The sequence below is a fragment of the Alloprevotella sp. genome (assembly GCF_057240785.1).
In genome coordinates, this window is record NZ_DBHHRH010000009.1 from 61,636 (window position 1) to 83,391 (window position 21,756).

A 21,756-nucleotide genomic window follows, 5' to 3' on the forward strand; every position below is an offset into this window, starting at 1 on the left:
ATCAAAGTGAATGTTTATGAGTGCTACTCACTGAAGTAACCCCATAAACATTCGCTTTTTTAGACAATTTGTAAAAGGTATTCAATAGCAGTCAAGTCAAGGTCCTCCATCATTCTTTTCAGGTTACTCTTGAGTTCTTCGCGTTTTGAGCCCCATCTTCTTGTCATCGCCGAAAAGCTGGGCGAGCTTGCCGATGTTTTTCACACCATCAGCGCCGAGGTCTTCGCCCAGTGCCACATTGAGCTGGTCGGCCGCGGCCACGAAGTCGAGCACGTCTTTCTTCGACTGTATGCCCAAGCGTCCCGCGTCGGCTGCCAGTGCGTTGAGCTGTTCGCGCGGTGTGCGCGTTTCCATCTTTTTGAAACTCTCGTTTAGGCTTTCCACTTCGCTGCGTGCGAGGCCCGTGTATTTTATGACTTGCACCTCCGCCTCGTCCATCCGCGCAAAGGCATCCACAAATTGCATGGCGCGGGAGTAGGCCCCCGCCGCTGCGTCGCCTATGCCTCTGATGATGGTGGTGAGCGCTCCGAGTTTTACAATAGAGTTGGATTTTTCCTCTATTTTCCCCTCTTTTTCTATTTTCTGAATTTCGCTTTTTGTCGATTTGATGGCTTCTACAAGATTCTCCCAGTCTTTAGTATTCCTTTTGATGGCTCCTGAATCCATCAATCTTTCCAGGCTTTTCAGGTTGCCCTTGAGCTCTTTCATGCTCGACCCGCTGAGATTGTCGAGCACTCTTTTTATTTGGTCGGCGCTGTTGCCCCATCTCTTGAGCTGGCGTTCTCCTTTTCCGATGGTGGAGTTGAGTTCTCTCCACTGTTTTTCTTGTTCTTTCGTCCACGAGGAAGCATCTGGGGCATTTTTCAAAAACGCTTCTTTCTCTTTTCGTGCTTTTACAATGTTTTGCTGGATTTTCTTTAGTTCTCTTTCGGCGTAATCACCATTGACCTTGAGAACTATTTCTTTTACTGCTTCGCTATTCATAATAAAAAAAGGTGTTACTCTGTTTTTAGCAAAGTAACACCTTTATGTATGTGTATTAAAAGACTTAGAACTAATCACCCCATAAGGCTTTGTCTATAGATCTGTTTTCTCTCATTTTCCTTTTTTTTCGTTCCCATTCAGCATCCTTTAAGAAATTAGCAAATTCTTGTGGGTCACGAAAATGTTTCCACGCATAAATGAGACAGTATAGGTGAACTAAAAAGATGACGAGCATCAATACTCCGAAAAATATTCTAATTCCAAGATCCATTCCAGACATAATCAACATCCTTTAATTGTTTCTATATCGCAAACATACAGAAAGATTTTAGAACATACAAATAGTTGTAGTGTTTTTTTTGTTCTCATTTTATAACGGAAGTTTTTGGCCTTGGGCCTGTGAATCGTCCTCCTCGGGGATAGCTTCGGGGCTATCGTCCCCCTCGAGATTGATATGATAGAGTTTCTCCAGCTCATCATAATCGAAGATCCAGCAGCGCGTGCGACGGTATTTGTCGCGGCTGTGGCCGTTCTCCACGATTTGTTCTGGATAGCCCGCTTTGTTGAACACTTTCATGCGTGTCACATAGGAGCGCGAAAGGAAGTAGGGCTCGTTCTTGAGGTATTCGATGAGCGAGTCCTCTGGGAGAGGCGTGTTGCCCACGCTGAGCGCCGCTTTGCGGTAGAGCGTGAAAATGCGGTTGGTGGAGATGTAGAGCAAGCGGTGGGGTTTTGCATAGACCTTGTAGATGTCTTCTCCGCGGAACTCTTTCTTCAGGCGCAGGTAATAATCGCCACCGTAGAAGATTTGGCTGTCTTCGCGCAGGAACTCGACGGCGCGCCAGAACTGTGCCATCTCGTTGCCCGTGCCCGAGAGCGTGTAAGCTTTTAGGAACACTATCTGAATCTCGGAGTTTTTCCATTTACTCACCCTTTATGAAATATCAAAAAGAAAAAGAAAACAGTATTTTAAGGAAAAAAGAAACTTCATCTCATCTATAATCGACATTTTACTTAAAAAAATAAAATAAAGTTGCACTTAAGTTTATTCGTACTTATATTTGCAATATTATAACATCCGCATATTCTAGAATGCGAAATTAAAGCAAAATCCGAAAAGCTTATAGAGTAGGAAACGATTCAACCTAAAAAACTTATGAAACATTATTTCATTTCTTTTACACTGCTGACACTCGTTCTGATTAGTGGAATAGGGTGCAGCCAAAATGATGAGAGAGACAGTTTTAAAGACTCTACTAAAGAAGTCCTCACAAAACGAATTTCTTTGGCATTAGACCAAATCATCCAAAATGAGAGCGAAAAGTATAATGATGGAGGCTATATTGCATACGACGCAGGATTAGATAGCATCGTTATTTGTGACGAATTTGCGTATAATATGGGCAACATCGTATACGACCATCTACAGAAATCTACAGAAGTCAAGAGCTACGCCATAGGCACTCAGCATAAAATATCCAAGCCTATTTGGATTTACATTGGACAATGCAAAACTAAATGGGGGGCTTATAGACTAGCTAACACTCTCATGTATAAAATACCCAATAATGCTGATTTTGAGATTCATGTAGAACATCAAAAAGATGGATCTTGGAAAGTATGGTATAGGATTCTTCCCCCATCAAAGCCGAAATAATAGCATTTTTCTTGATCAGCTAAAAAGAACAAGCCGATAATAATTCATTAAGAACGGACTGCCTCATCTTCTCCTTAATAAAGGAAAAAGAGGCAGTCCGTTTTTAGTGATAAACTTACCAATAAGAAAGTAGCTCAGTTATTAGATAAGATACTGAGAAGAAATACTTTCGTTGTTTTCTACTCGACGAATAGTTTCAGCAAAAACTTCGCTCACGCTGAGCTGCTTCACTTTGGAACAAGTTCCGCGGTATGGAATACTATCCGTAAAGATGATTTCCTGCAATGGAGAATTAGCCACACGCTCATCAGCAGGACCAGACATGATACAGTGGCTTGCCATGGCACGAACAGAATGTGCTCCATTGTCGATCATCAGTTGAGCTGCTTTTGTGATAGTACCTGCCGTATCAACAATATCGTCAATTAGAATGACATCCATATCGCGCACATCACCAATAATCTGCATATCCGCTACCACATTAGCTTTCTTACGCGTTTTGTGGCAAAGAACGAGAGGCACATCAAGGAATTTAGCGTAAGCACTGGCACGCTTCGAACCACCAACATCAGGACTGGCCATGCAAAGGTTCTTCAAGTTCAAACTCTTAATGTAGGGCATGAACACCGTAGACGCATAGAGATGATCAACAGGAACATCGAAGAATCCCTGTTCTTGATCGGCATGGAGGTCCATTGTAAGCAAGCGGTCGATACCCGCTGCGCTGAGCATATCAGCTACAAGTTTTGCACCGATAGATACACGCGGCTTATCCTTGCGATCTTGTCGCGCCCAACCAAAGTAAGGGATCACTGCATTGATACTCTTAGCACTCGCGCGCTTTGCAGCATCAATCATCAGGAGCAGCTCCATCAGGTTGTCAGCACTGGGAAATGTGGACTGCACTAAGAAGACATCGCGGCCACGAATGGATTCCTCGAAGCTTACTACAAATTCGCCATCGGCGAAATACGTGATGACCAAATTGCCAAGCGGGCAGTTAAGGTCCTTACAGATTTTCTCGGCCAAATAGCGAGTCTTGGTGCCAGAGAATACCATGAATGAATCAGAGCTCATATTAGAAAGATATTTAACGAGTTACAAAGGGCTACGGACAACTGCCTCAAAGGCCAGAACACAAAAGGAGTAGCATCGTTCTTTTTAAGTTGACTACCATAGTTCACGCCTTGTATATTTTTAGTCTTGTCCATAATTATCATTTCAGCAATTTACGAAAATGTAGGATTAACTCCTGATAGTCTTGCTGAGAGTAGATATTAAACCTGTTCCAAATGTCGCCATAAACCACGACACCTCCAAAGCCCAAACTGCGCAAGCGAGGCAGATCGTCCAGCGTGATGCCCCCCGAAACATAGACCTTCTTGAGTTCTTTTTCCGACATCTGATGTGCAGCATCCTCCCAGAGTTCCCATGAAGTTTCGCGGGACTCAGGAACATTAAAATCCGTGGATTGTAGAAAGACATAGTCCATCTTCCTACGGCGCGCTTCGATTTCTTCTACCGTATAGCAGGAACAACTAATCGTTCCTTTGAAGCCATCCGGCAACTCTAGATTACGATCATTTAAGTGTACACCACGCAGTCCATATTCATTCTTCAAATAAAAATGGTCGTGAGTAACAATGCGTCGATGATAAGATTCGGGGATAAGTGATAAAAGGCGTTCAGAAAAAACCGGCTCAGTATCCGGTTTACGAAGATGAAGCAACTCAAGACCCTCATCGAAGAGTGCCGTTAGTATTTGGCTTTCCTCGACAAAGAAAAATGGCGTTGTCATCAATACGATTTTCATCAATTCGTAGAAGTTGTTGCTTTCTTCAAGTGCAAAGTTAAGACTATTTTTGCAGAATACAAAATAAGCTAAAGCTTGTAAAAGCTCACGAATGAAGGCAAATGAAGTACATGGACACTTTTTTCATTCCCTCTCTCTCTTTCTGAACAGTAAAATAGATTTGTAAAAAAATATCCTCAGGTATTCCTTCCTTCAGCCGTGACAACTGACAATCACAGTCTAGGTTTCAAAACAAGAATTTTCTTTACAACAGACTTCTCTAATCTAGAAGCAAAAATTATTGAGAAAAACTTAAAAAGGTTTGAAAGCAACGAAAAACGAATCTATCAGCTAAAAATGTCACTCCATAAATCGGTAAAAAACATAAGGGAAGCTATGATTTTTCATAGAATGAACGACAAAAATGCTTCAAAGAGCCAGTTTTTTCCTTATTCTATCAGTTTATACAATAAAGATGTCAGCCAACAGCCTTATTATTTTTGAAAATTGCAGTATTGTTTTTTCAACTCCTAGTATAGAAAATAAAATTCCTAGTAACCTTTTTCAAAATCCCCCTATTAGCGTAACAGCTCCTCCTTGCGTTATTTCCTCCCGAAGAATTTAAATTTGATTTTCAAGCTATTCTCAATGCAATAGAATACGAAAAATATTGACAATATGTAGCGTTTTTTTGATAATGACGCAATATACCAAAACATCTTTAAGCTTAGGAAAGGGATGGTGAAGATAGACAAGATTACCAACCTCAATGTAAATATCTGCCAAAATCTTTTAGTTTGAGCCGTACACTTACGAACTTTCCGCAACCACAGCTTCTTATTCAATAAATAATATATCCACGTTCATCCGCATCCATAAGTGTTTCCCCTATGGGAGTAAAATCATTAGTATAAGGATAAGTTGAATATTAACATCAAAAACACCTTCAATCAAATATCCCATATTGTAGCTAAAACTGAAAACTGCTCCTTCAAGACAACATTGGGTTACACCAACCAAATCTTAGAATTTCACCTACATGAAACAAAATTATTTAAAAGCTTATTTTTTTGCAAAAATCTCTTTAATAAATAATTCAAAGGACGTGTCTTTGTACTTGTTTTTGTGCTATTCTTGGAATTATGGCTTTCTCTTTGTAATTTTGCACATACAATAATATAAAGAAACAAAAAAATCACATGAACGTATTTGAACTAAGCGAACAGGAATTGGGTCGCCGTGAGGCCCTAAAGGAACTTCGACAAATGGGAATAGACCCCTACCCCGCAGCTGAATTCCCCGTTGATGCTTACAGTACAGACATCCGCAGCGAGTTCGACGAAAACGCTGAAACTCCTCGCCGCGTCTGCATCGCTGGCCGCTTAATGAGCCGCCGCGTGATGGGAAAAGCCAGCTTTGCTGAACTCCTTGATTCTAAAGGACGTATACAAGTATATATCACCCGTGACGACATTTGCCCTGGTGAAGATAAAGACATCTACAACAAATTCTTCAAAAAGTTGCTTGATTTGGGCGACTTTATCGGTGTTCGTGGCTTTGTATTCCGTACGCAGACTGGCGAAATCAGTGTACACGCTGAAGAAATCACACTACTCTCCAAGAGTCTCCGCCCCCTTCCTATCGTGAAGGAGAAAGATGGTGAAGTTTATGACGGTTTTTCCGATCCAGAAATGCGCTATCGTCAACGCTACGTTGATCTCATTGTTAATCCCAATGTGAAAGATACATTCTACAAGCGTTCTATCGTGCTGCGCACTCTCCGCAACGTGTTGGACAGTGCGGGCTACACAGAGGTAGAAACTCCTACACTACAGAATATTCCGGGTGGCGCAAGTGCACGTCCATTTATCACGCATTTCAATGCACTCGATCAGGATATGTATATGCGTATCGCTACCGAATTGTACTTGAAACGTCTCATCGTGGGCGGCTTTGAAGGCGTTTACGAAATAGGAAAGAACTTCCGCAATGAGGGCATGGATAAGAACCATAACCCTGAGTTCACTTGCATGGAGCTCTATGTGCAGTATAAAGATTACAACTGGATGATGTCGTTCACGGAGAAGATGCTCGAAACTATTTGCATTGCCGTGAATGGCAAGAGCGAATGCGTTATCGACGACAAGACAATCAGTTTTAAAGCTCCATTCCGCCGCCTGCCTATCCTTGAAGCTATCAAGGAAAAGACGGGTTACGACTTGGAGGGCAAGACAGAGGATGAAATCCGCGAGATTTGCAACAAGTTGAACATGGAGATTGATGAGACAATGGGCAAGGGCAAACTGATTGACGAACTCTTTGGCGAATTTTGCGAAGGTACCTACATCCAACCCACGTTCATCACGGACTATCCTGTAGAAATGTCACCACTCACTAAAATACATCGCTCCAAGCCAGGTCTTACAGAACGCTTCGAGTTGATGGTTAATGGTAAGGAATTGGCAAATGCTTATTCGGAGCTAAATGATCCTATAGACCAAGAAGAACGTTTCCGCGACCAAATGTCTTTGGCTGATAAGGGTGACGATGAAGCTATGGTTATAGACGCCGACTTCCTCCGCGCACTCCAATATGGTATGCCTCCCACTTCTGGTATCGGTATTGGTATTGACCGCCTTGTCATGCTTATGACAGGGAATCCTTTCATTCAGGAAGTTATCCTCTTCCCACAGATGAAGCCAGAAGCCAAAGCTCCTCGCGACAACGCTGAAGCTTACACGCGTATTGGTATTCCCGAGGATTTGGTTCCAGCTCTCCAAAAAATTGGCTACAATCTCGTTAGCGACCTCAAAGAGGTGAACCCGCAGAAAATCCTGCAACAGCTGAGCGAATTGCAGAAGAAATACCGAAACATTGTCGAGATACAAAAGCCATCACTAGAAGAAATCACTAAATGGGTTTCTGCCGACAAATAAACGGTCACTAAGAAAATATCTCCGTCTTTCTCATAAAGTAAAGAGACTTTATCTACGCTCTAAAAACATGAGAGAGAAGCAATAGCTCTATGAAGAAGACGGAGAATTTCTCCCATATCTTCAAAAATAAAATGGAAACAGGAAAGATAGCAATAATGGGTAGTGGCAGTTGGGCCACCGCTATTGCCAAAATGGTACTGGAGAAAGTCCCCAGCATCACGTGGTATATGCACAGAACGGACGCCATCGAAAGCTTTAAACGTCTCGAGCACAATCCCTCCTATCTCACCGGTGTCCACTTCGATACTCATCGCATCCACTTTACGGCCGATATCAACAAAGCTGTACGCGATAATGACACCTTAATTTTTGTCACCCCTTCTCCTTACCTAAAGAGCCATCTCCGCAAGCTCAAAGAGAAACTCTATGATAAATATATCGTTACGGCTATCAAAGGTATTGTTCCAGATGAGGACTACGTGGTCAGCGAATACTTTCGACAAGCTTACAATATTCCAGATGATCATTTAGCCGTTATTGGAGGTCCTTCTCATGCAGAAGAAGTAGCGCTCGACCGCCTCACCTATCTCACAATAGGTAGCGTGAGCCAAGAATATGCTCAAGCCTTTGCCTCTATGCTCGCTTCTTCGTATGTCAAAACTAAGACTTCAGATGACATCATCGGCATAGAATATGCCAGCGTATTGAAAAATGTCTATGCCATAGCAGCGGGTATCTGCAATGGATTGAAATATGGAGACAACTTTCAGTCGGTTCTTATGGCAAATGCTGTACAAGAAACCGACCGTTTTCTGCGTGCTGTTTATCCTATTCCACGCAATGTTTACGACAGTGTATATATTGGTGACCTCCTTGTGACGGGATATTCCAACTTTTCGCGTAACCGCGTCTTCGGCACGATGATTGGTAAAGGCTACAGTGTAAAGTCGGCACAAATCGAAATGGAGATGATCGCTGAAGGCTACTACGGCACAGCGTGCATGAAGCAACTCAACAAGCACTTTCATGTGAATATGCCTATCCTTGATGCTGTCTACAATATCCTCTATGAACGAATCTCTCCTGCCATCGAAATAAAACTTCTTACAGATTCATTTCGATAAATGGCCATTCATTACGTTTTTAACCATCGGCTCTAAAACGCAATAGGAGAATAAAAAAAGGCTCACAACATAAAGAAATATGTTGTGAGCTTTTTTACAAGATAGCAGAAAGATTAAAAAGACACATCTCTAAAGCTAGTTAACTTTCTTAAAATCTCACACTCATTCCTAATAAATATCTACAGCATTAGGCTCATTTGCCTCCGACTTCTTAGGCTTAGTAGCCGGAGCTACGTAATTACCATTTTTATCAAAGAGACCATATGTTGTACGAAGAACACGGAACTCTGTTCTACGATTCAAAGCATTGGCAATCTCTTGCTGAGCTGGACGTAACGAACTGATACGCTCTGCAGTGAGAGTATCACCAACAGCAAGGAATGGGTATTCGGTATGCAACTTTGTTGTAACAACTTTAGGACGGCGTTTTCCATATCCCATAGGTGTCAAACGATCACGCGCAATACCTTGCTTCACAAGATAAGCCACTACAGCCTCAGCGCGTTGCTGAGAAAGGTGGTCATTATAAGCATCTGTCCCTCGATAATCACAATGTGCTGCCAATTCTATGGTAACATTAGGATTCTCTTTCAATAATGTAACCAACCGATTGAGTGCAACGCTGCTGCTATCCGTAATAGCAGCTTTATCAAACTGGTAATAAATACCGCGGACTAAGACTGGGATACTAATATTAGGAAGAGGAAACTGCAAAACATATTGCGTAACATCTTTTCGAAGATTTTTATTTTGACGAGCTATTGCTCTCTCCACATCTGCTAGGGAAAGCGTATCAAGGCGCAACTGTTGCCGAACATTCAAATATCCATTGCACACAGCCATCAAGAGATAATTAACCCCAGGCTGCACAGGGGCTTCAAAAGAACCATTAGGTAGCACACTAATTTTTTGGTTCGTCCCGTCTGTACCTACAATATACACTTGGGCAGAAGGTAGCTCATAGCCATCTTGTTCGTAAACCCAACCTTTCACGGTCAGTAAGCGTTCAGGATAACTAAATTCAAATATCTTATCCCAGCCACGACCTCCCGTACTACGAGAGGAGGAAAAATAGCCGCGGTTATGAAGACCATCAAACGTAATACCAAAGTCATCCCCTTGACTATTCATAGGAGTAGGAAGATGATCTACAATAAGTTGTTGATAAAGAGTATCTACCAGCCCAGTCTGTTCCGCATCAAATAATACATCCTCTCCTCTAAAGCGTTTGGTAAACTGAGGAACACAATAAATATCTAATCCGCCCCAATTAGGCGTACGTCCATCTGAAGAAAAATAGAAATCGCCATTAGGGCGAAATGTAGGAAATTCTTCATTACCATCAGTATTGATTTCTGAACCAAGATTCTCAACACCTCCAGCTCCATGTTCACCTATACGTATGCGCCACAAATCGTATCCCCCAAAACCTCCCGGCATATTACTGGAAAAATAAAGCCATTTACCATCAGGAGAAACTGCTGGATGAGCATAGTCGGAAAGTGTATCTGCAGAAATCTTTACTTGTGTAGGTTTCGACCAAGTTGCATCAGAACGAGTAGATTGCCAAATCTCCGCCATACGAGGATATTTTGCATCAGTTCTACATACCGTGAAATACATCGTTGAGCCATCCGGAGAAAAACAACAAGCTCCTTCATCATCAGTAGTATTGATTCCTCCTTCTGCAGGTTCTACACGCTTCCAATTTCCCTTCTCGTCTTTGCGCGAATAGAAAATATCTCCCGCCTTCATTCCCGTAATGCCACTAATATCATTACCCTGTGTCTGACGGCGCGTTGTAGAGAAATAGATTTGATCATATTCTGTAGGAAGAAGAGCCGGAGAATAATCTGCGCGCGGAGAATTGAAAAGAACTGCTTGGCGAACTGTATAAGCAGAGACGTCTTTCTTATTTTCTATGGCTGCTTCACAATTAAGTAATCCCCTGTGAGCTATTTCAATATACTTTGAATCTACATTCTTAGTCTTCAGGGTTGAAGTAGCCACAGACAAAGTATCAGAATTTGTCGTCTCCTTCGTTTTTCTATTGCCACGTTTAGACTTACGAACACTTACCACTTTCTTAGAGGGTTGACTAAATATTGCTTTTGGGGGAGATAAACTTTCTGTTATAAAATTCTGATAAGACTTACTTGCTTCTCCATACTCCCCCATAGCTCTTTGCATATCTCCAAGGCGAAGCCAAGTGAGCGTATCAGTATAATAATAGCGAGCAGCATTTGCATAATTTCCAACAGCTTTTGCCACATTCCCATAACAACGATAAGCATCTCCCATTTTGTAACTGAGTCGGCCTCGTTGTTCTCGCTCTTTCGCAGGAGTTTGCCTATACGCTCTCTGATATAAAGCTGCAGCCTCTGCATATTCTCCAATAGCAAGCGCATTATCACCGCGACGGATAAGTCGATCAACAGGTGAGCAGGCACTCACACCTATAAATATAAGAAGGAGTAAAGATATATTCTTCAGCATAATTATTTTCAATCTGATAAACACGCAATGCGCAAGAAGTTTCAGCCACACATAAAGAGGCTTTCTACATCTATTCTATAACCGCAAAAACCCTCTCTTTATTGTATATAGTCAGAAGAAATGCTTACTTTTGCATAAGAATACTAAACCTATTGCTACAAATGAAACAGATATTTAATGGACGGATCCTCACTCCAGAAGGCTGGCTAGAAGGTGGCTCTGTGATTGTTGAGGGCAACAAAATTCTTGAAGTTTCAAATAGCGACCTCCCCATTGCTGGAGCTGAGCGCATAGATGCTAAGGGAGGCGACATCGTCCCTGGTGGAATAGAACAGCACTGCCATGGCGGTGGTGGCCGTGACTTCATGGAAGGTACCGAAGAAGCTTTTCGGGTTGCGATAGATGCGCACATGCAGCATGGCACCACGGCTATCTACCCCACTCTTTCGTCTTCAACGATGCCCATGATTTATGCGGCAGTAAGCACAACGGAGAAGATGATGAAAGAGGAAAATACGCCTGTCATGGGACTTCATCTTGAAGGACACTACCTTAATATAGATATGGCTGGTGGCCAAAACCCTGCAAATATTAAGGATCCAGATCCTGAAGAATATATTCCTCTCCTCGATAGCACTAATTGCATTAAGCGCTGGAGTGCTGCCCCTGAACTTCCGGGTGCTTTAGAATTTGGTAAATGCTGTCGTAAGCATGGAGTGCTCAATGCTATTGCGCACACAAAGGCTGACTTCGACCAAGTGAAGGCAGGTTTACAAGTAGGTTTCACACATGCCAATCACTTCTATAACGCCATGCGTGGTTTCTACAAAGTACGTGAATTTAAGCATGCTGGAACTGTTGAGGCCATCTATGATATGGATGAAATTACGGTAGAGATGATTGCGGATGGCATTCATGTCCCCCCCGTCATCCTCAATATGATTTACAAGTTCAAAGGCGTAGAAAGAACTAGCATGATTACCGACTCTTTAGCAGTTGCTGCCAGCGACACTACTAAGTGCTTCGATCCAGGAACTATTATTGAAGACGGTGTTTGCAAGTTAGCCGATCGCTCTGCCATAGCAGGATCTGTAGCTACAATGGATCGCCTCGTTCGCACTGCTGTTCAGCAAGCTCACATACCAATGGAAGATGCCATTCGCATGGTGAGCGAAACGCCTGCAAAAATCATGGGCATCTACGATCGCAAAGGCTCACTCCAAAAGGGGAAAGATGCAGACATTGTCATCTATGACAAGGAGCAACAACTCCACTTCGTTATGGCAATGGGGCGTATCGCTCGAAATGATTTATAATACTAAGAAAAACGGGAGACACAAGTGCTCCCGTTTACTTATCACTCTATTTCTCACATATTCATGAATTCTTTCCTTTACAGCCAACCAGTGCTCGACTTGATTACCATTGCGACAGAATATTGCAAGCAAGTGGAGCAGACAGAAGGAGAAGAACGCAACCACTTTATTGATGTGATGCGCGGTATTCTACCTATGATTTACCTCAAAATGTCTCTATTGGGAGATATTCCAGAAATTCCTGGTTTCAATGAAGGAAAACTAACCGAAGCGGACTACGATTATATCCGCCACAATGTCGCAGCTATTTTAGCTGAACGAGACGATTATTTGGATGTATTTGTAGAGGATTTCAAATACTCAGACCAACCAGTACTTTGTACTATCAGTGAGAATTTAGCAGATATTTATCAGGTTCTTAGAGAATTAGTCGAAACTTTCCGTGAAGGTTTCGAAGAACCTATGCAAGTAGCTCTCTTCGATGCAGTTGAAAAATTCAAACTTTACTGGGGACAGACGCTTCTTAATGCTCTTCGAGCTTTGCATGATGCTCAATTCGGAGGAAACTATCAAGAATGAAACAACTCTTCATTAAGACCGATAAAAAATTCATTGCAGGATTGCCGCGCTTCAAGTATGAAGGGCGCATCGTTGTCATTCAAAGTGAAGCAGAAGCAGAACGAGCTGTGGCTGCACTTGAGAAATCCAAGATTTTAGGAATAGATACTGAAACTCGCCCATCTTTCCGTAAAGGCGTGTTTCACCAAGTTGCACTGTTGCAAATTGCAACCGAAGACATTTGCTTTCTTTTTCGTCTCAACTCCTTTGGCTTTATTTCTTCATTGCGCAAATTATTAGCCAACAAAGAAATCTTAAAAGTTGGTCTTTCGTTAAAAGACGACATCCACATGCTAGCTCAACGACATGCCTTTGTTCCTGGCCAGTTTCTTGATTTGCAAGACTATGTAAAAGAAATGGGTATTCAAGACATGAGCCTTCAGAAAATCTTTGCAAATGTTTTTCATCAACGGATTTCAAAGAGCGCTCAACTTAGTAATTGGGAAGCTGATATTCTTAGCCCCGCGCAAAAAACATATGCAGCTACGGATGCGTATTCTTGTATCATGCTCTACAACGAACTTAAACATTTACGCGAAACAGGCTTTACACTGCTAAAACCTCAGCCTGCCGCAGAAACACTCCAATAAGCCTTTAATAACAGAAACGAAAGATAGGCAAAACAATTATTTTCGTTTCATCCTTCCTTTTGTAAACTATTCAAAAATATATGTATCCAACCATCCAATTACGTCACGGAAAAGCCGAAAGTCTTAAACGTTTCCATCCTTGGATATTCTCTGGTGCCATCCAAAGAATGCCCGACAATCTCACTGAAGGCCAGTTAGTAAGAGTCATTGACCACAAAGGAGATTTTTTAGCTATCGGACATTATCAAATTGGATCTATCGCTATACGCGTATTGTCCTTTGTTGAACGTAAAATCGATAATGAATTCTGGAAAGAACGTCTTTCCGAAGCGTTCAATATGCGTTGTTCAATTGGATTGGTAGGGCGTGAAGATAACAACACTCTTCGTCTTGTTCATGGAGAAGGTGACCAACTACCAGGTCTCATCATCGACTTATATGGTAAAACAGCTGTGATGCAAGCCCATTCCGTTGGTATGCACCTCTATCGTAAAGAAATAGCAGCTGCGCTCATTGACGTTTGCAAAGGAATTATCGAAAATGTCTACTATAAGTCCGAAACCACACTTCCCTTCAAGGCAGATCTACACGAGAAGGACGGTTTTATCATTGGGGGCAACGAGGATAACATAGCCATAGAATACGGACTCAAGTTCCATATCGATTGGCTTCGAGGGCAAAAAACAGGCTTCTTCATTGATCAGCGAGAGAATCGAAAGCTCTTGGAGCAGTACTCCATAGGAAAGAACGTGCTTAATATGTTTTGCTACACAGGCGGATTCAGTGTTTACGCACTCCGAGGTGGAGCCACACGCGTCACTAGTGTAGATAGTAGTGCTAAAGCTATAGATCTGACGCGAGCAAATGCAGAACTCAATTTCCCAGGTGACAGCCGACATGATGCTTATGCAGAAGACGCGTTCAAATTCCTTGAAAGGGCAGGCGACGATTACGAACTTATTGTCCTTGATCCTCCAGCATTCGCGAAACACAAGGGTGCGCTTCGCAATGCACTCAAAGGCTACACGCGCCTTAATGCTATTGCCATTTCTAAAATCCGTAAAGGCGGAATCATCTTTACTTTCAGCTGTTCGCAGGCCGTGAATAAAGACCAATTCCGCTTAGCAGTCTTTACAGCAGCAGCACAAGCTGGCCGCCATGTCCGCATCTTACATCAGCTGCATCAACCAGCCGACCATCCCATCAATATCTATCACCCTGAAGGGGAGTATCTAAAGGGACTTGTTTTAGAGGTAGAATAAGGGAAATTACATTTTTTTTGAAAAATCCTTGGTTGGTCGAAAACTTTATACTAACTTTGCACTCGCAAACGGGAGATAACATCCTGAATATCGCGGAGTGGAGCAGTTGGTAGCTCGCCAGGCTCATAACCTGGAGGTCGTTCGTTCGAGTCGAGCCTCCGCAACTTCAAAAGCATTCAACAGTTTTAAGTTGAATGCTTTTTCTTTTTATAGTTCTCCAAGCTTTTCTCAAAAACAAAAAGGAAAGAGGAAAATTACTCTCTATTTTTATAAATATTGAACTGTTCTATTGCCACAATCGTATCGAAACACAGATTAGGAAACAGACGCCAAAGGTCTCTGCATCCTTATTCTCTCTGAAAAATCAATAAGGATAGCAGCCAACAACCTTATTGTGATTAAAAATCCTCTTATTGTATTTCCAATCTCTATAATAGAAAAATAAATATCTCCTTTAAAGAGCTGAAGAAAAGAGTATTTCAGTAACATCTCATTGCTGCACTATCTCCACCCTCATACACTAATCTTGGATTTCAATGCATTCTCAGCTCCATAGAGTAAGAATTATTTCTACAAAAAAAAACAAGTCAAAAGATAGTATTTTACGCTGTGTCATCATCTTGCGTTCATCCTAGGCCTCATTGTAATTCCAGAAAAAAATAAAAAGCCGTGGTTGTAATAACCACGGCTATATTATGCTTTACAAAGTTCTTTACTGTGCGCCTTTACCAGCCATTAAGCGCTGAAGCTGCTGGTTGAGATTCTGGCACATTGATCCATTTCTCATCTCTTTGTAACGATTGATACGATACTGCAGCATTTCAATTAATTTTTTCTCTTTCATAATTTTCGTCTTTTTAGTGGTCTCCCGTATCGTTAGGAAGTCCTGTTTTTATGTCTATTTCTTTTCTCAGTGCAAAAATACTAAGATATTGCGAAGTATCAGATAGCAAAAGCATATAAACAGTTCTTTATTGGCTTTTTTAGCATTTAACTTTATGCTCTGGGAAGTCAAGTTTACAATTTTCCGATATAGTTATGCTCCATTTTAGAGTTTTTTCGTATGTTTGCACGGAAGGATGGAATTTGCACCTACTCAACTATCACATAAATATGGAATCTAAACATATCGAAATTCAATATAAAAGTGCTAAGGAAGAAGAACTTAGCGCAGAAGACTTTCAGCTAATAGAACAAGCTAAAAAAGCCACTCATACTAGTTATTCTCCTTTTTCTCATTTTAGCGTAGGTGCTGCAATTTTGCTTGATAATGGGGAAATCATTAAAGGAAGTAATCAGGAAAATGCAGCTTACACTACAGGAACTTGTGCTGAACGTTGCGCAATGTTTTATGCCAATGCTCAATTCCCCGAAGTTGGTATAAAAACTTTGGCAATTGCTGCAAGAGGAACAAACAAATCCTTTACACCCTCCCCTATCTCTCCATGTGGAGCATGCCGCCAAGTTTTAGCAGAAGTAGAACATAGATTTCATCCTTTTCGCGTTCTACTCTACGGAAAGGATAAAATCTATATTTTTGAATCTTTTGCAGATCTGCTTCCGTTTCAATTCAACGAAAGCTCACTATAAAAACCTTGGAATAATTCAAACTTGAGCACTTAATCCATGTGCATAACATCAATATTCCGCATCTGACGCTGAATCCAACGTTGCCGACTTCGCATAAAAGGTCCAGGATGTTTACTACTAAAACGTCTCGGATTTGGAAGAGTTGCTGCTATCAAAGCACAATCTGAGCGCGTCAGCTGATTGGCTTCACAATCAAAATTCTGAGCAGCCACTGCAGCTACTCCATATATCCCATCTCCCATTTCAATAGAATTGAGATATACTTCCATAATCCGTTCTTTTGACCAAAACAACTCAATTAATACAGTAAAGTAAGCTTCAAATCCTTTACGAATCCATGTTGAGCTAGGCCATAGGAAGACATTTTTTGCAGTCTGCTGACTGATAGTACTACCTCCTCTCCGGCGCTTACCTTCCATTTTTTCTTTTGCTGCGTCGACTATAGCATTCATATCAAATCCATGATGATGACGAAAGTTTTGATCTTCAGAAGCCATCACAGCAACCGGCATGTACACGGACATTTCATCTAAAGGTATCCAATGATGATAAAGCTTTGGCGATTCTCCATTCGCTACACTCTGCACACAACGAATCAGCATCAGAGGAGTAACATATACTGGAATCCAGCGATATGCTATTACTGCTATTATTGAAGAAATAAAGAAACTAGCAACAATCCAGCGTAAAACCTTCGCGATAAATTTGATTTTCATAACTCACAAGATAAAATAAGCGGATGAAACTGTACTTACGTCAGTTTCATCCGTATAGGAAATATCTTACTTTAAATTAGAAAGGCAGATCATCTACTTTGTCCTCACTAGCAGGAGCTACATCTGCTGTAGGAGCAGGAATATCTGTAGCAGGGGTTATAGGAGCTGCATCTACAACAGGAGGGACTGCATTTTCTGAGGCAGCAACTACACGCCACGCACGGATATTATTAAACCAACGTCCTTGATATTCATGAGCATCTACATCGAAAGAAACCGTAAGAGTCTGACCTACTTGAATGTTCATCTGCGAAATACGATCTTCACCAAACACATTGAACACCATGTGGCGAGGGAACTGGCTATTGCCGTCTACAAACTCAAGGACATAATCCTGAGAGGCCCAAGCATTTCCGCTACGACTAGAAGTACCACTACGTTTTTCAAGAACTTGAATAATTTTACCTGTAATTTCCATTTATATCTATGTTTTATTTTCTACGACCGCGAAATTACAATTAAAATCAGAGCTATAGGGATTTTAAGATTAAAAAAAAAGCATTTTCTTACTCATATTAGAATTTTATGTAACTTTGTCAGCACAATAAAATTAAGAAATACAAATCATAAACATACATGAAATTCGTACTCAATAGTTCATTGCTTTCACAGCGTCTACAACTTACCGGCCGCGTGATTACAGCAAAAAACAGTCTGCCTATTCTCAACAACTTTCTTTTTGAAATTGAGGAGCAGAAGCTCCGTATCACAGCCTCGGACAATGAATGTACACTAAAAACGACGATCGAACTCATCGAGAGCGAACAAGACATCCGCTTCACGGTGAACGCTAAGACTATCCAAGATGCAATGAAGGAAATTCCAGACCAACCATTGGAATTCTTCGTTGGTAGTAATCTCGATGTTACTATCCAATACCAAGGAGGTCACTATAACTTCATGGCACAACCTGCCGATGAATATCCCGTCACTCCTGAAATGCCTAGCGATGCCTCACGACTGACCGTAGGTGCAGAACTACTTTATGAAGCTCTAGGACGCGCTATCTTTGCAACAGCCAACGATCCTCTTCGTCCTGTAATGAATGGCGTATTCTTCGATATAGCTTCCAACAACGCTACCGTTGTTGCAACAGATGCACAAAAGCTGACGTGCAATAAAATATTGAATACTCAAGCTTCAAAGGAAGGAGCTTTCATTCTCCCTAAGAAACCTGCTGGACTCTTAAAGAATGTTTTACAAAAAGAGACGGGCGATGTTCGTATCCTCTTCAATGAGCGAAATGCTGATGTTTACACAGAAAACTTCGAAATGACATGCCGACTCATCGAGGGAAAATTTCCGAACTATAGTGCAGTCATCCCAAAGGATAATCCAAACATCGTAACTGTTAATCGCGATGCGCTGATGGCAACCCTCCGTCGTGTTTTGATTTTCTCTGGTGCAGCTAGCACACTTGTAAAACTTCAGCTATCACCTAGCAAGTTGACAATATCTTCTCAAGATATTGACTTTGCAATGTCAGCAGAAGAATCTCTACTCTGCGAGTACTCTGGTAATCCCATGAGCATTGGATTCAAAGGTCCGTCTCTCCTTGAGATTATCAATAATATTCAAGGCGAGGATGTGATTGTCCGATTGGCCGACGCAAGTCGTGCAGGGGTCATCATTCCTGCCGAGCAGAAAGAAAACGAAGAGGTTCAGATGATTCTGATGCCTCTCATGCTTCCAGATTGATACATATAACAGATAAAAGAATTATACATTGCGTTCAATTAGACTGTAATGTATAATTCTTTTCACCTAAAACAGAATGAAACTTCAACTTACACGTCCCATTATATTCTTCGACATTGAAGCCACAGGCCTTAAAATATCCAGTGACCGCATTGTCGAACTTTGTTTTATAAAGGTTTACCCAAATGGTAACGAGGAATCACAGGTCATTCGCTTTAATCCTGGGATTCACATATCAGCTGAGGCATCGGCCGTAAATGGTATCTATGATGCCGATGTTGCAGACTGCCCTTATTTCAAGGATAAAGCAGGAGAACTAGCAGCTATCTTTCAAGGGGCTGACTTAGCAGGATTTAATTCCAATAAGTTTGATGTTCCTCTCCTCGTAGAAGAATTTGCACGCGCTGGCGCCGACTTTGACATTTCCAAATGTCGCTTAGTAGACGTCCAAACTATCTACCACAAGATGGAACAGCGAAACCTTTCAGCTGCCTACAAATTCTATTGTAACCAAGACCTCACGAACGCTCACACGGCTTTGGCCGACACTAAAGCTACTTACGAAGTTCTTCAGGCTCAGCTCGACAAGTACGGAGAAGAGCTTCACAATAATATAGAGTGGCTTGCAGAATTTTCACGTCAGAACAGAAATGTAGACTTGGCTGGTCGCTTTGTCTACGATGAGCAAGGTACTCCGGTGTTTAACTTTGGAAAATATAAAGGACAGCCTGTTGCCGACGTTTTGCAACGAGATTCCGGCTATTTTGGCTGGATGATGCAAGGCGATTTCACACAAGACACTAAACAAACTCTTATGCGCTTACGTCTGAATACAGCTACACGATGAAAGGTAAGCACATCCTTCTCGGAATATCTGGCAGCATAGCTGCCTATAAAGCATGTACACTTATACGTCTGTTCATCAAAGCAGGAGCAGAAGTGCAAGTTGTCATCACACCTGCTGGCAAGGAGTTCATCACGCCTATCACCTTATCTGCTCTAACGTCTAAACCAGTGATCAGCGACTTCTTCTCACAGCGTGATGGCACTTGGCACAGCCATGTAGACCTCGGATTGTGGGCGGATGCAATGATTATTGCACCTGCAACAGCTGCTACACTTGGGAAAATGGCTCACGGCATTGCCGATAATATGCTCATCACAACATACTTGTCGATGAAGGCTCCAGTTTTTATAGCTCCAGCAATGGACCTGGATATGTTTGCCCATGCTTCTACACAAGAGAACCTCGAAATTCTGAAGCAACGTGGCAACTATATCATAGAACCCACACAAGGAGAATTAGCCAGTCATCTTGTAGGAAAAGGAAGAATGGAAGAGCCTGAAAAAATATACGAGACTCTCAAAGCTTTTTTCAACGGACAGCAACGCTTGACAGATAAAACAATTGTCATTACAGCAGGTCCCACCTACGAAAAGATTGATCCTGTACGCTTCATCGGCAACTACTCAAGTGGAAAAATGGGTTTTGCATTAGCAGAGGAATGTGCAGCACGAGGAGCAAAAGTTGAACTCATTGCTGGCCCTGTGAATCTTACTACGCATCACCCGAATATCTTTCGTACAGATGTTGAAAACGCACAGGAAATGTACGAAGCGACTACAGAGAAATTCAAAAAAGCAACTGCAGCAATTCTTTGTGCGGCAGTTGCAGATTTTACCATGGCACAAACAGCCAGTGAGAAGATAAAACGCAAGGGAGAGAATCTAACTCTCGAGCTAAAACCTACGCAAGATATTGCAGCAGCTCTTGGAGCAGCAAAAACTCCTTATCAAAAACTTGTGGGCTTTGCGCTTGAAACAACGGATGAACACAATAACGCTCGCCTGAAATTAAAGAAAAAGAATTTAGATTTTATTGTACTGAATTCTCTCAATGATAAAGGTGCGGGGTTCCAATACGACACAAATCAAATCACGATTCTAAATAATGACAAAGAGTATCCTTATCCACTGAAAAGTAAAACTGAAGTGGCGCGGGACATTGTCGATTTCTTATGCGGATTATTCGAATAATTCTTTTCTTCCTTGTGCTCTGTACACAAATGAAAGCTCAAGAACTTGAAGCTAAGGTTAGCGTTAATCATCAGAAGATAAACCAATCCTCAACAGCGGTATTTGATGATTTACAGCAACAACTGACGGAGTTTATCAATACTCGGCAGTGGACGAATATGCAATTTCGGAAAAACGAAAGAATTAGATGTACATTCAATATTATTGTCAATAAATACAATGAATCAGACAATTCATTCGAATGTACCCTTAGTGTGCAAAGTATCCGGCCTGTTTATAATTCAGCGTATACTACTACAGCCTTTAGCATTCAAGATCCTTCATTCAATTTCCGCTTCCAGCAGTACGATAAATTAGAATTTCGCCCTGACGTTATTGATAATGAACTGACGGCTCTTATTGCATACTATGCCTATTTAATTATAGGAATAGATAACGACACCATGTCACCTCTTGGAGGGACCGACGCATTGACAGTAGCGCAAAGCATTGTGAATAATGCTCAGAGTTTTCCTTCTAAAGGTTGGAAAGCTTTTGATGATTCCAAGAATCGATATGCCATTATCAATGACATGCTAGATAGCGGAATGGAACCCTTCCGCCGCATGCAATACAAATACTACAGAGAAGGACTTGATATTATGGCTGAAAATGCTGACCGCGGACGGGCAGCTATTACAGAAGCTATAGGACTTTTACAAAAGTCGCACGAAAACAAATCGTTATCTTCTCTCCCACAAGTTTTTACAGATATAAAAGCTGACGAATTGGTTAATATCTATAAAGGAAAAGGCACCACAGCAGAGAAAGAAAAGATTGTTGAGATACTATCCAATATCAATGCGTCAAAGAATTCATCTTGGCGACAAATGAAATAAAA

At 41.6% G+C, this 21,756-nt stretch carries 20 protein-coding genes and 1 tRNA gene; 13 read left to right on the plus strand and 8 right to left on the minus strand.

Going from position 1 to position 21,756, the window contains the following annotated elements; genetic code table 11:
- Window positions 1–123: 123 nt before the first annotated feature.
- A complete protein-coding gene (locus ACO4R2_RS02560) occupies window positions 124–984 on the minus strand; it encodes a hypothetical protein (protein WP_484769051.1) in 861 nt (286 codons plus the stop codon).
- Window positions 985–1,354: 370 nt separating this feature from the next.
- Window positions 1,355–1,915 carry a hypothetical protein gene (locus tag ACO4R2_RS02565; protein ID WP_484769052.1) on the minus strand — a complete coding sequence of 187 codons (561 nt, stop codon included), beginning with the start codon at window positions 1,913–1,915 and terminating at the stop codon, window positions 1,355–1,357.
- Between the two features lie 354 nt (window positions 1,916–2,269).
- On the opposite strand from ACO4R2_RS02565, the gene ACO4R2_RS02570 reads away from it, so the two are divergent.
- The gene (locus ACO4R2_RS02570; protein ID WP_484769053.1) at window positions 2,270–2,641 is read left to right on the plus strand and encodes a hypothetical protein; all 372 of its coding nucleotides are present in this window, start codon (window positions 2,270–2,272) and stop codon (window positions 2,639–2,641) included.
- 141 nt (window positions 2,642–2,782) lie between these two features.
- Here ACO4R2_RS02570 and ACO4R2_RS02575 read toward each other — a convergent pair whose 3' ends face one another.
- Window positions 2,783–3,718: a ribose-phosphate pyrophosphokinase gene (locus ACO4R2_RS02575; RefSeq protein ID WP_311490326.1), complete on the minus strand. Its 936-nt coding sequence runs from the start codon at window positions 3,716–3,718 to the stop codon at window positions 2,783–2,785.
- Window positions 3,719–3,857: 139 nt separating this feature from the next.
- Window positions 3,858–4,454 (minus strand): thiamine phosphate synthase, encoded by a 597-nt coding sequence (locus tag ACO4R2_RS02580; RefSeq protein ID WP_484769093.1) that lies wholly within the window; start codon window positions 4,452–4,454, stop codon window positions 3,858–3,860.
- Between the two features lie 1,178 nt (window positions 4,455–5,632).
- On the opposite strand from ACO4R2_RS02580, the gene lysS reads away from it, so the two are divergent.
- Together lysS and ACO4R2_RS02590 are read left to right on the plus strand one after the other, a co-directional pair.
- Window positions 5,633–7,369 (plus strand): lysine--tRNA ligase, encoded by a 1,737-nt coding sequence (gene lysS, locus ACO4R2_RS02585; protein ID WP_484769054.1) that lies wholly within the window; start codon window positions 5,633–5,635, stop codon window positions 7,367–7,369.
- Between the two features lie 131 nt (window positions 7,370–7,500).
- Window positions 7,501–8,493 (plus strand): NAD(P)H-dependent glycerol-3-phosphate dehydrogenase, encoded by a 993-nt coding sequence (locus tag ACO4R2_RS02590; protein ID WP_484769094.1) that lies wholly within the window; start codon window positions 7,501–7,503, stop codon window positions 8,491–8,493.
- A gap of 168 nt (window positions 8,494–8,661) precedes the next feature.
- Here the strand turns inward: ACO4R2_RS02590 and porE are convergent, their stop codons facing one another.
- Complete coding sequence (porE, locus tag ACO4R2_RS02595; protein ID WP_484769055.1) at window positions 8,662–10,989, minus strand: PorE family type IX secretion system protein; 2,328 nt, start codon at window positions 10,987–10,989, stop codon at window positions 8,662–8,664.
- 161 nt (window positions 10,990–11,150) lie between these two features.
- Here porE and nagA point away from each other — a divergent pair, with 161 nt between their 5' ends.
- From nagA to ACO4R2_RS02620, 5 genes are all read left to right on the plus strand, one after another.
- Entirely contained in the window at window positions 11,151–12,305 is a 1,155-nt protein-coding gene (gene nagA / locus ACO4R2_RS02600) for an N-acetylglucosamine-6-phosphate deacetylase (protein WP_347719256.1), read from the plus strand.
- Between the two features lie 63 nt (window positions 12,306–12,368).
- Entirely contained in the window at window positions 12,369–12,884 is a 516-nt protein-coding gene (locus tag ACO4R2_RS02605; RefSeq protein ID WP_484769056.1) for a DUF5063 domain-containing protein, read from the plus strand.
- Window positions 12,881–13,513 carry a 3'-5' exonuclease gene (locus ACO4R2_RS02610; RefSeq protein WP_484769057.1) on the plus strand — a complete coding sequence of 211 codons (633 nt, stop codon included), beginning with the start codon at window positions 12,881–12,883 and terminating at the stop codon, window positions 13,511–13,513. The genes ACO4R2_RS02605 and ACO4R2_RS02610 overlap by 4 nt, the downstream gene beginning before the upstream one ends.
- A gap of 80 nt (window positions 13,514–13,593) precedes the next feature.
- Window positions 13,594–14,775, plus strand: coding sequence for a class I SAM-dependent rRNA methyltransferase (locus ACO4R2_RS02615; protein WP_484769058.1), 1,182 nt, complete (start codon window positions 13,594–13,596; stop codon window positions 14,773–14,775).
- Between the two features lie 91 nt (window positions 14,776–14,866).
- Window positions 14,867–14,939: transfer RNA gene (locus ACO4R2_RS02620), tRNA-Met, on the plus strand.
- 548 nt (window positions 14,940–15,487) lie between these two features.
- On the opposite strand, the gene ACO4R2_RS02625 is transcribed toward ACO4R2_RS02620, so the two are convergent.
- Window positions 15,488–15,619 (minus strand): hypothetical protein, encoded by a 132-nt coding sequence (locus ACO4R2_RS02625; protein ID WP_311490318.1) that lies wholly within the window; start codon window positions 15,617–15,619, stop codon window positions 15,488–15,490.
- Window positions 15,620–15,888: 269 nt separating this feature from the next.
- On the opposite strand from ACO4R2_RS02625, the gene cdd reads away from it, so the two are divergent.
- Window positions 15,889–16,365, plus strand: coding sequence for a cytidine deaminase (cdd, locus tag ACO4R2_RS02630; RefSeq protein WP_311490317.1), 477 nt, complete (start codon window positions 15,889–15,891; stop codon window positions 16,363–16,365).
- Window positions 16,366–16,394: 29 nt separating this feature from the next.
- Here cdd and mtgA read toward each other — a convergent pair whose 3' ends face one another.
- Together mtgA and ACO4R2_RS02640 are read right to left on the minus strand one after the other, a co-directional pair.
- Window positions 16,395–17,081: a monofunctional biosynthetic peptidoglycan transglycosylase gene (gene mtgA, locus ACO4R2_RS02635; RefSeq protein WP_311490316.1), complete on the minus strand. Its 687-nt coding sequence runs from the start codon at window positions 17,079–17,081 to the stop codon at window positions 16,395–16,397.
- Between the two features lie 76 nt (window positions 17,082–17,157).
- Complete coding sequence (locus tag ACO4R2_RS02640) at window positions 17,158–17,559, minus strand: DUF3127 domain-containing protein (protein WP_311490315.1); 402 nt, start codon at window positions 17,557–17,559, stop codon at window positions 17,158–17,160.
- Window positions 17,560–17,717: 158 nt separating this feature from the next.
- Here ACO4R2_RS02640 and dnaN point away from each other — a divergent pair, with 158 nt between their 5' ends.
- The 4 genes from dnaN to porD all read left to right on the plus strand — a co-directional run bounded on the left by dnaN (window position 17,718) and on the right by porD (window position 21,754).
- Window positions 17,718–18,839 carry a DNA polymerase III subunit beta gene (gene dnaN, locus ACO4R2_RS02645; RefSeq protein WP_484769059.1) on the plus strand — a complete coding sequence of 374 codons (1,122 nt, stop codon included), beginning with the start codon at window positions 17,718–17,720 and terminating at the stop codon, window positions 18,837–18,839.
- Window positions 18,840–18,915: 76 nt separating this feature from the next.
- Window positions 18,916–19,686 carry an exonuclease domain-containing protein gene (locus tag ACO4R2_RS02650; protein ID WP_347719250.1) on the plus strand — a complete coding sequence of 257 codons (771 nt, stop codon included), beginning with the start codon at window positions 18,916–18,918 and terminating at the stop codon, window positions 19,684–19,686.
- Complete coding sequence (coaBC, locus tag ACO4R2_RS02655; protein WP_484769060.1) at window positions 19,683–20,876, plus strand: bifunctional phosphopantothenoylcysteine decarboxylase/phosphopantothenate--cysteine ligase CoaBC; 1,194 nt, start codon at window positions 19,683–19,685, stop codon at window positions 20,874–20,876. Before ACO4R2_RS02650 ends, coaBC begins: the two co-directional genes overlap by 4 nt.
- A complete protein-coding gene (gene porD, locus ACO4R2_RS02660; RefSeq protein WP_347719248.1) occupies window positions 20,858–21,754 on the plus strand; it encodes a type IX secretion system protein PorD in 897 nt (298 codons plus the stop codon). Before coaBC ends, porD begins: the two co-directional genes overlap by 19 nt.
- The last annotated feature ends 2 nt before the right edge of the window (window positions 21,755–21,756 follow it).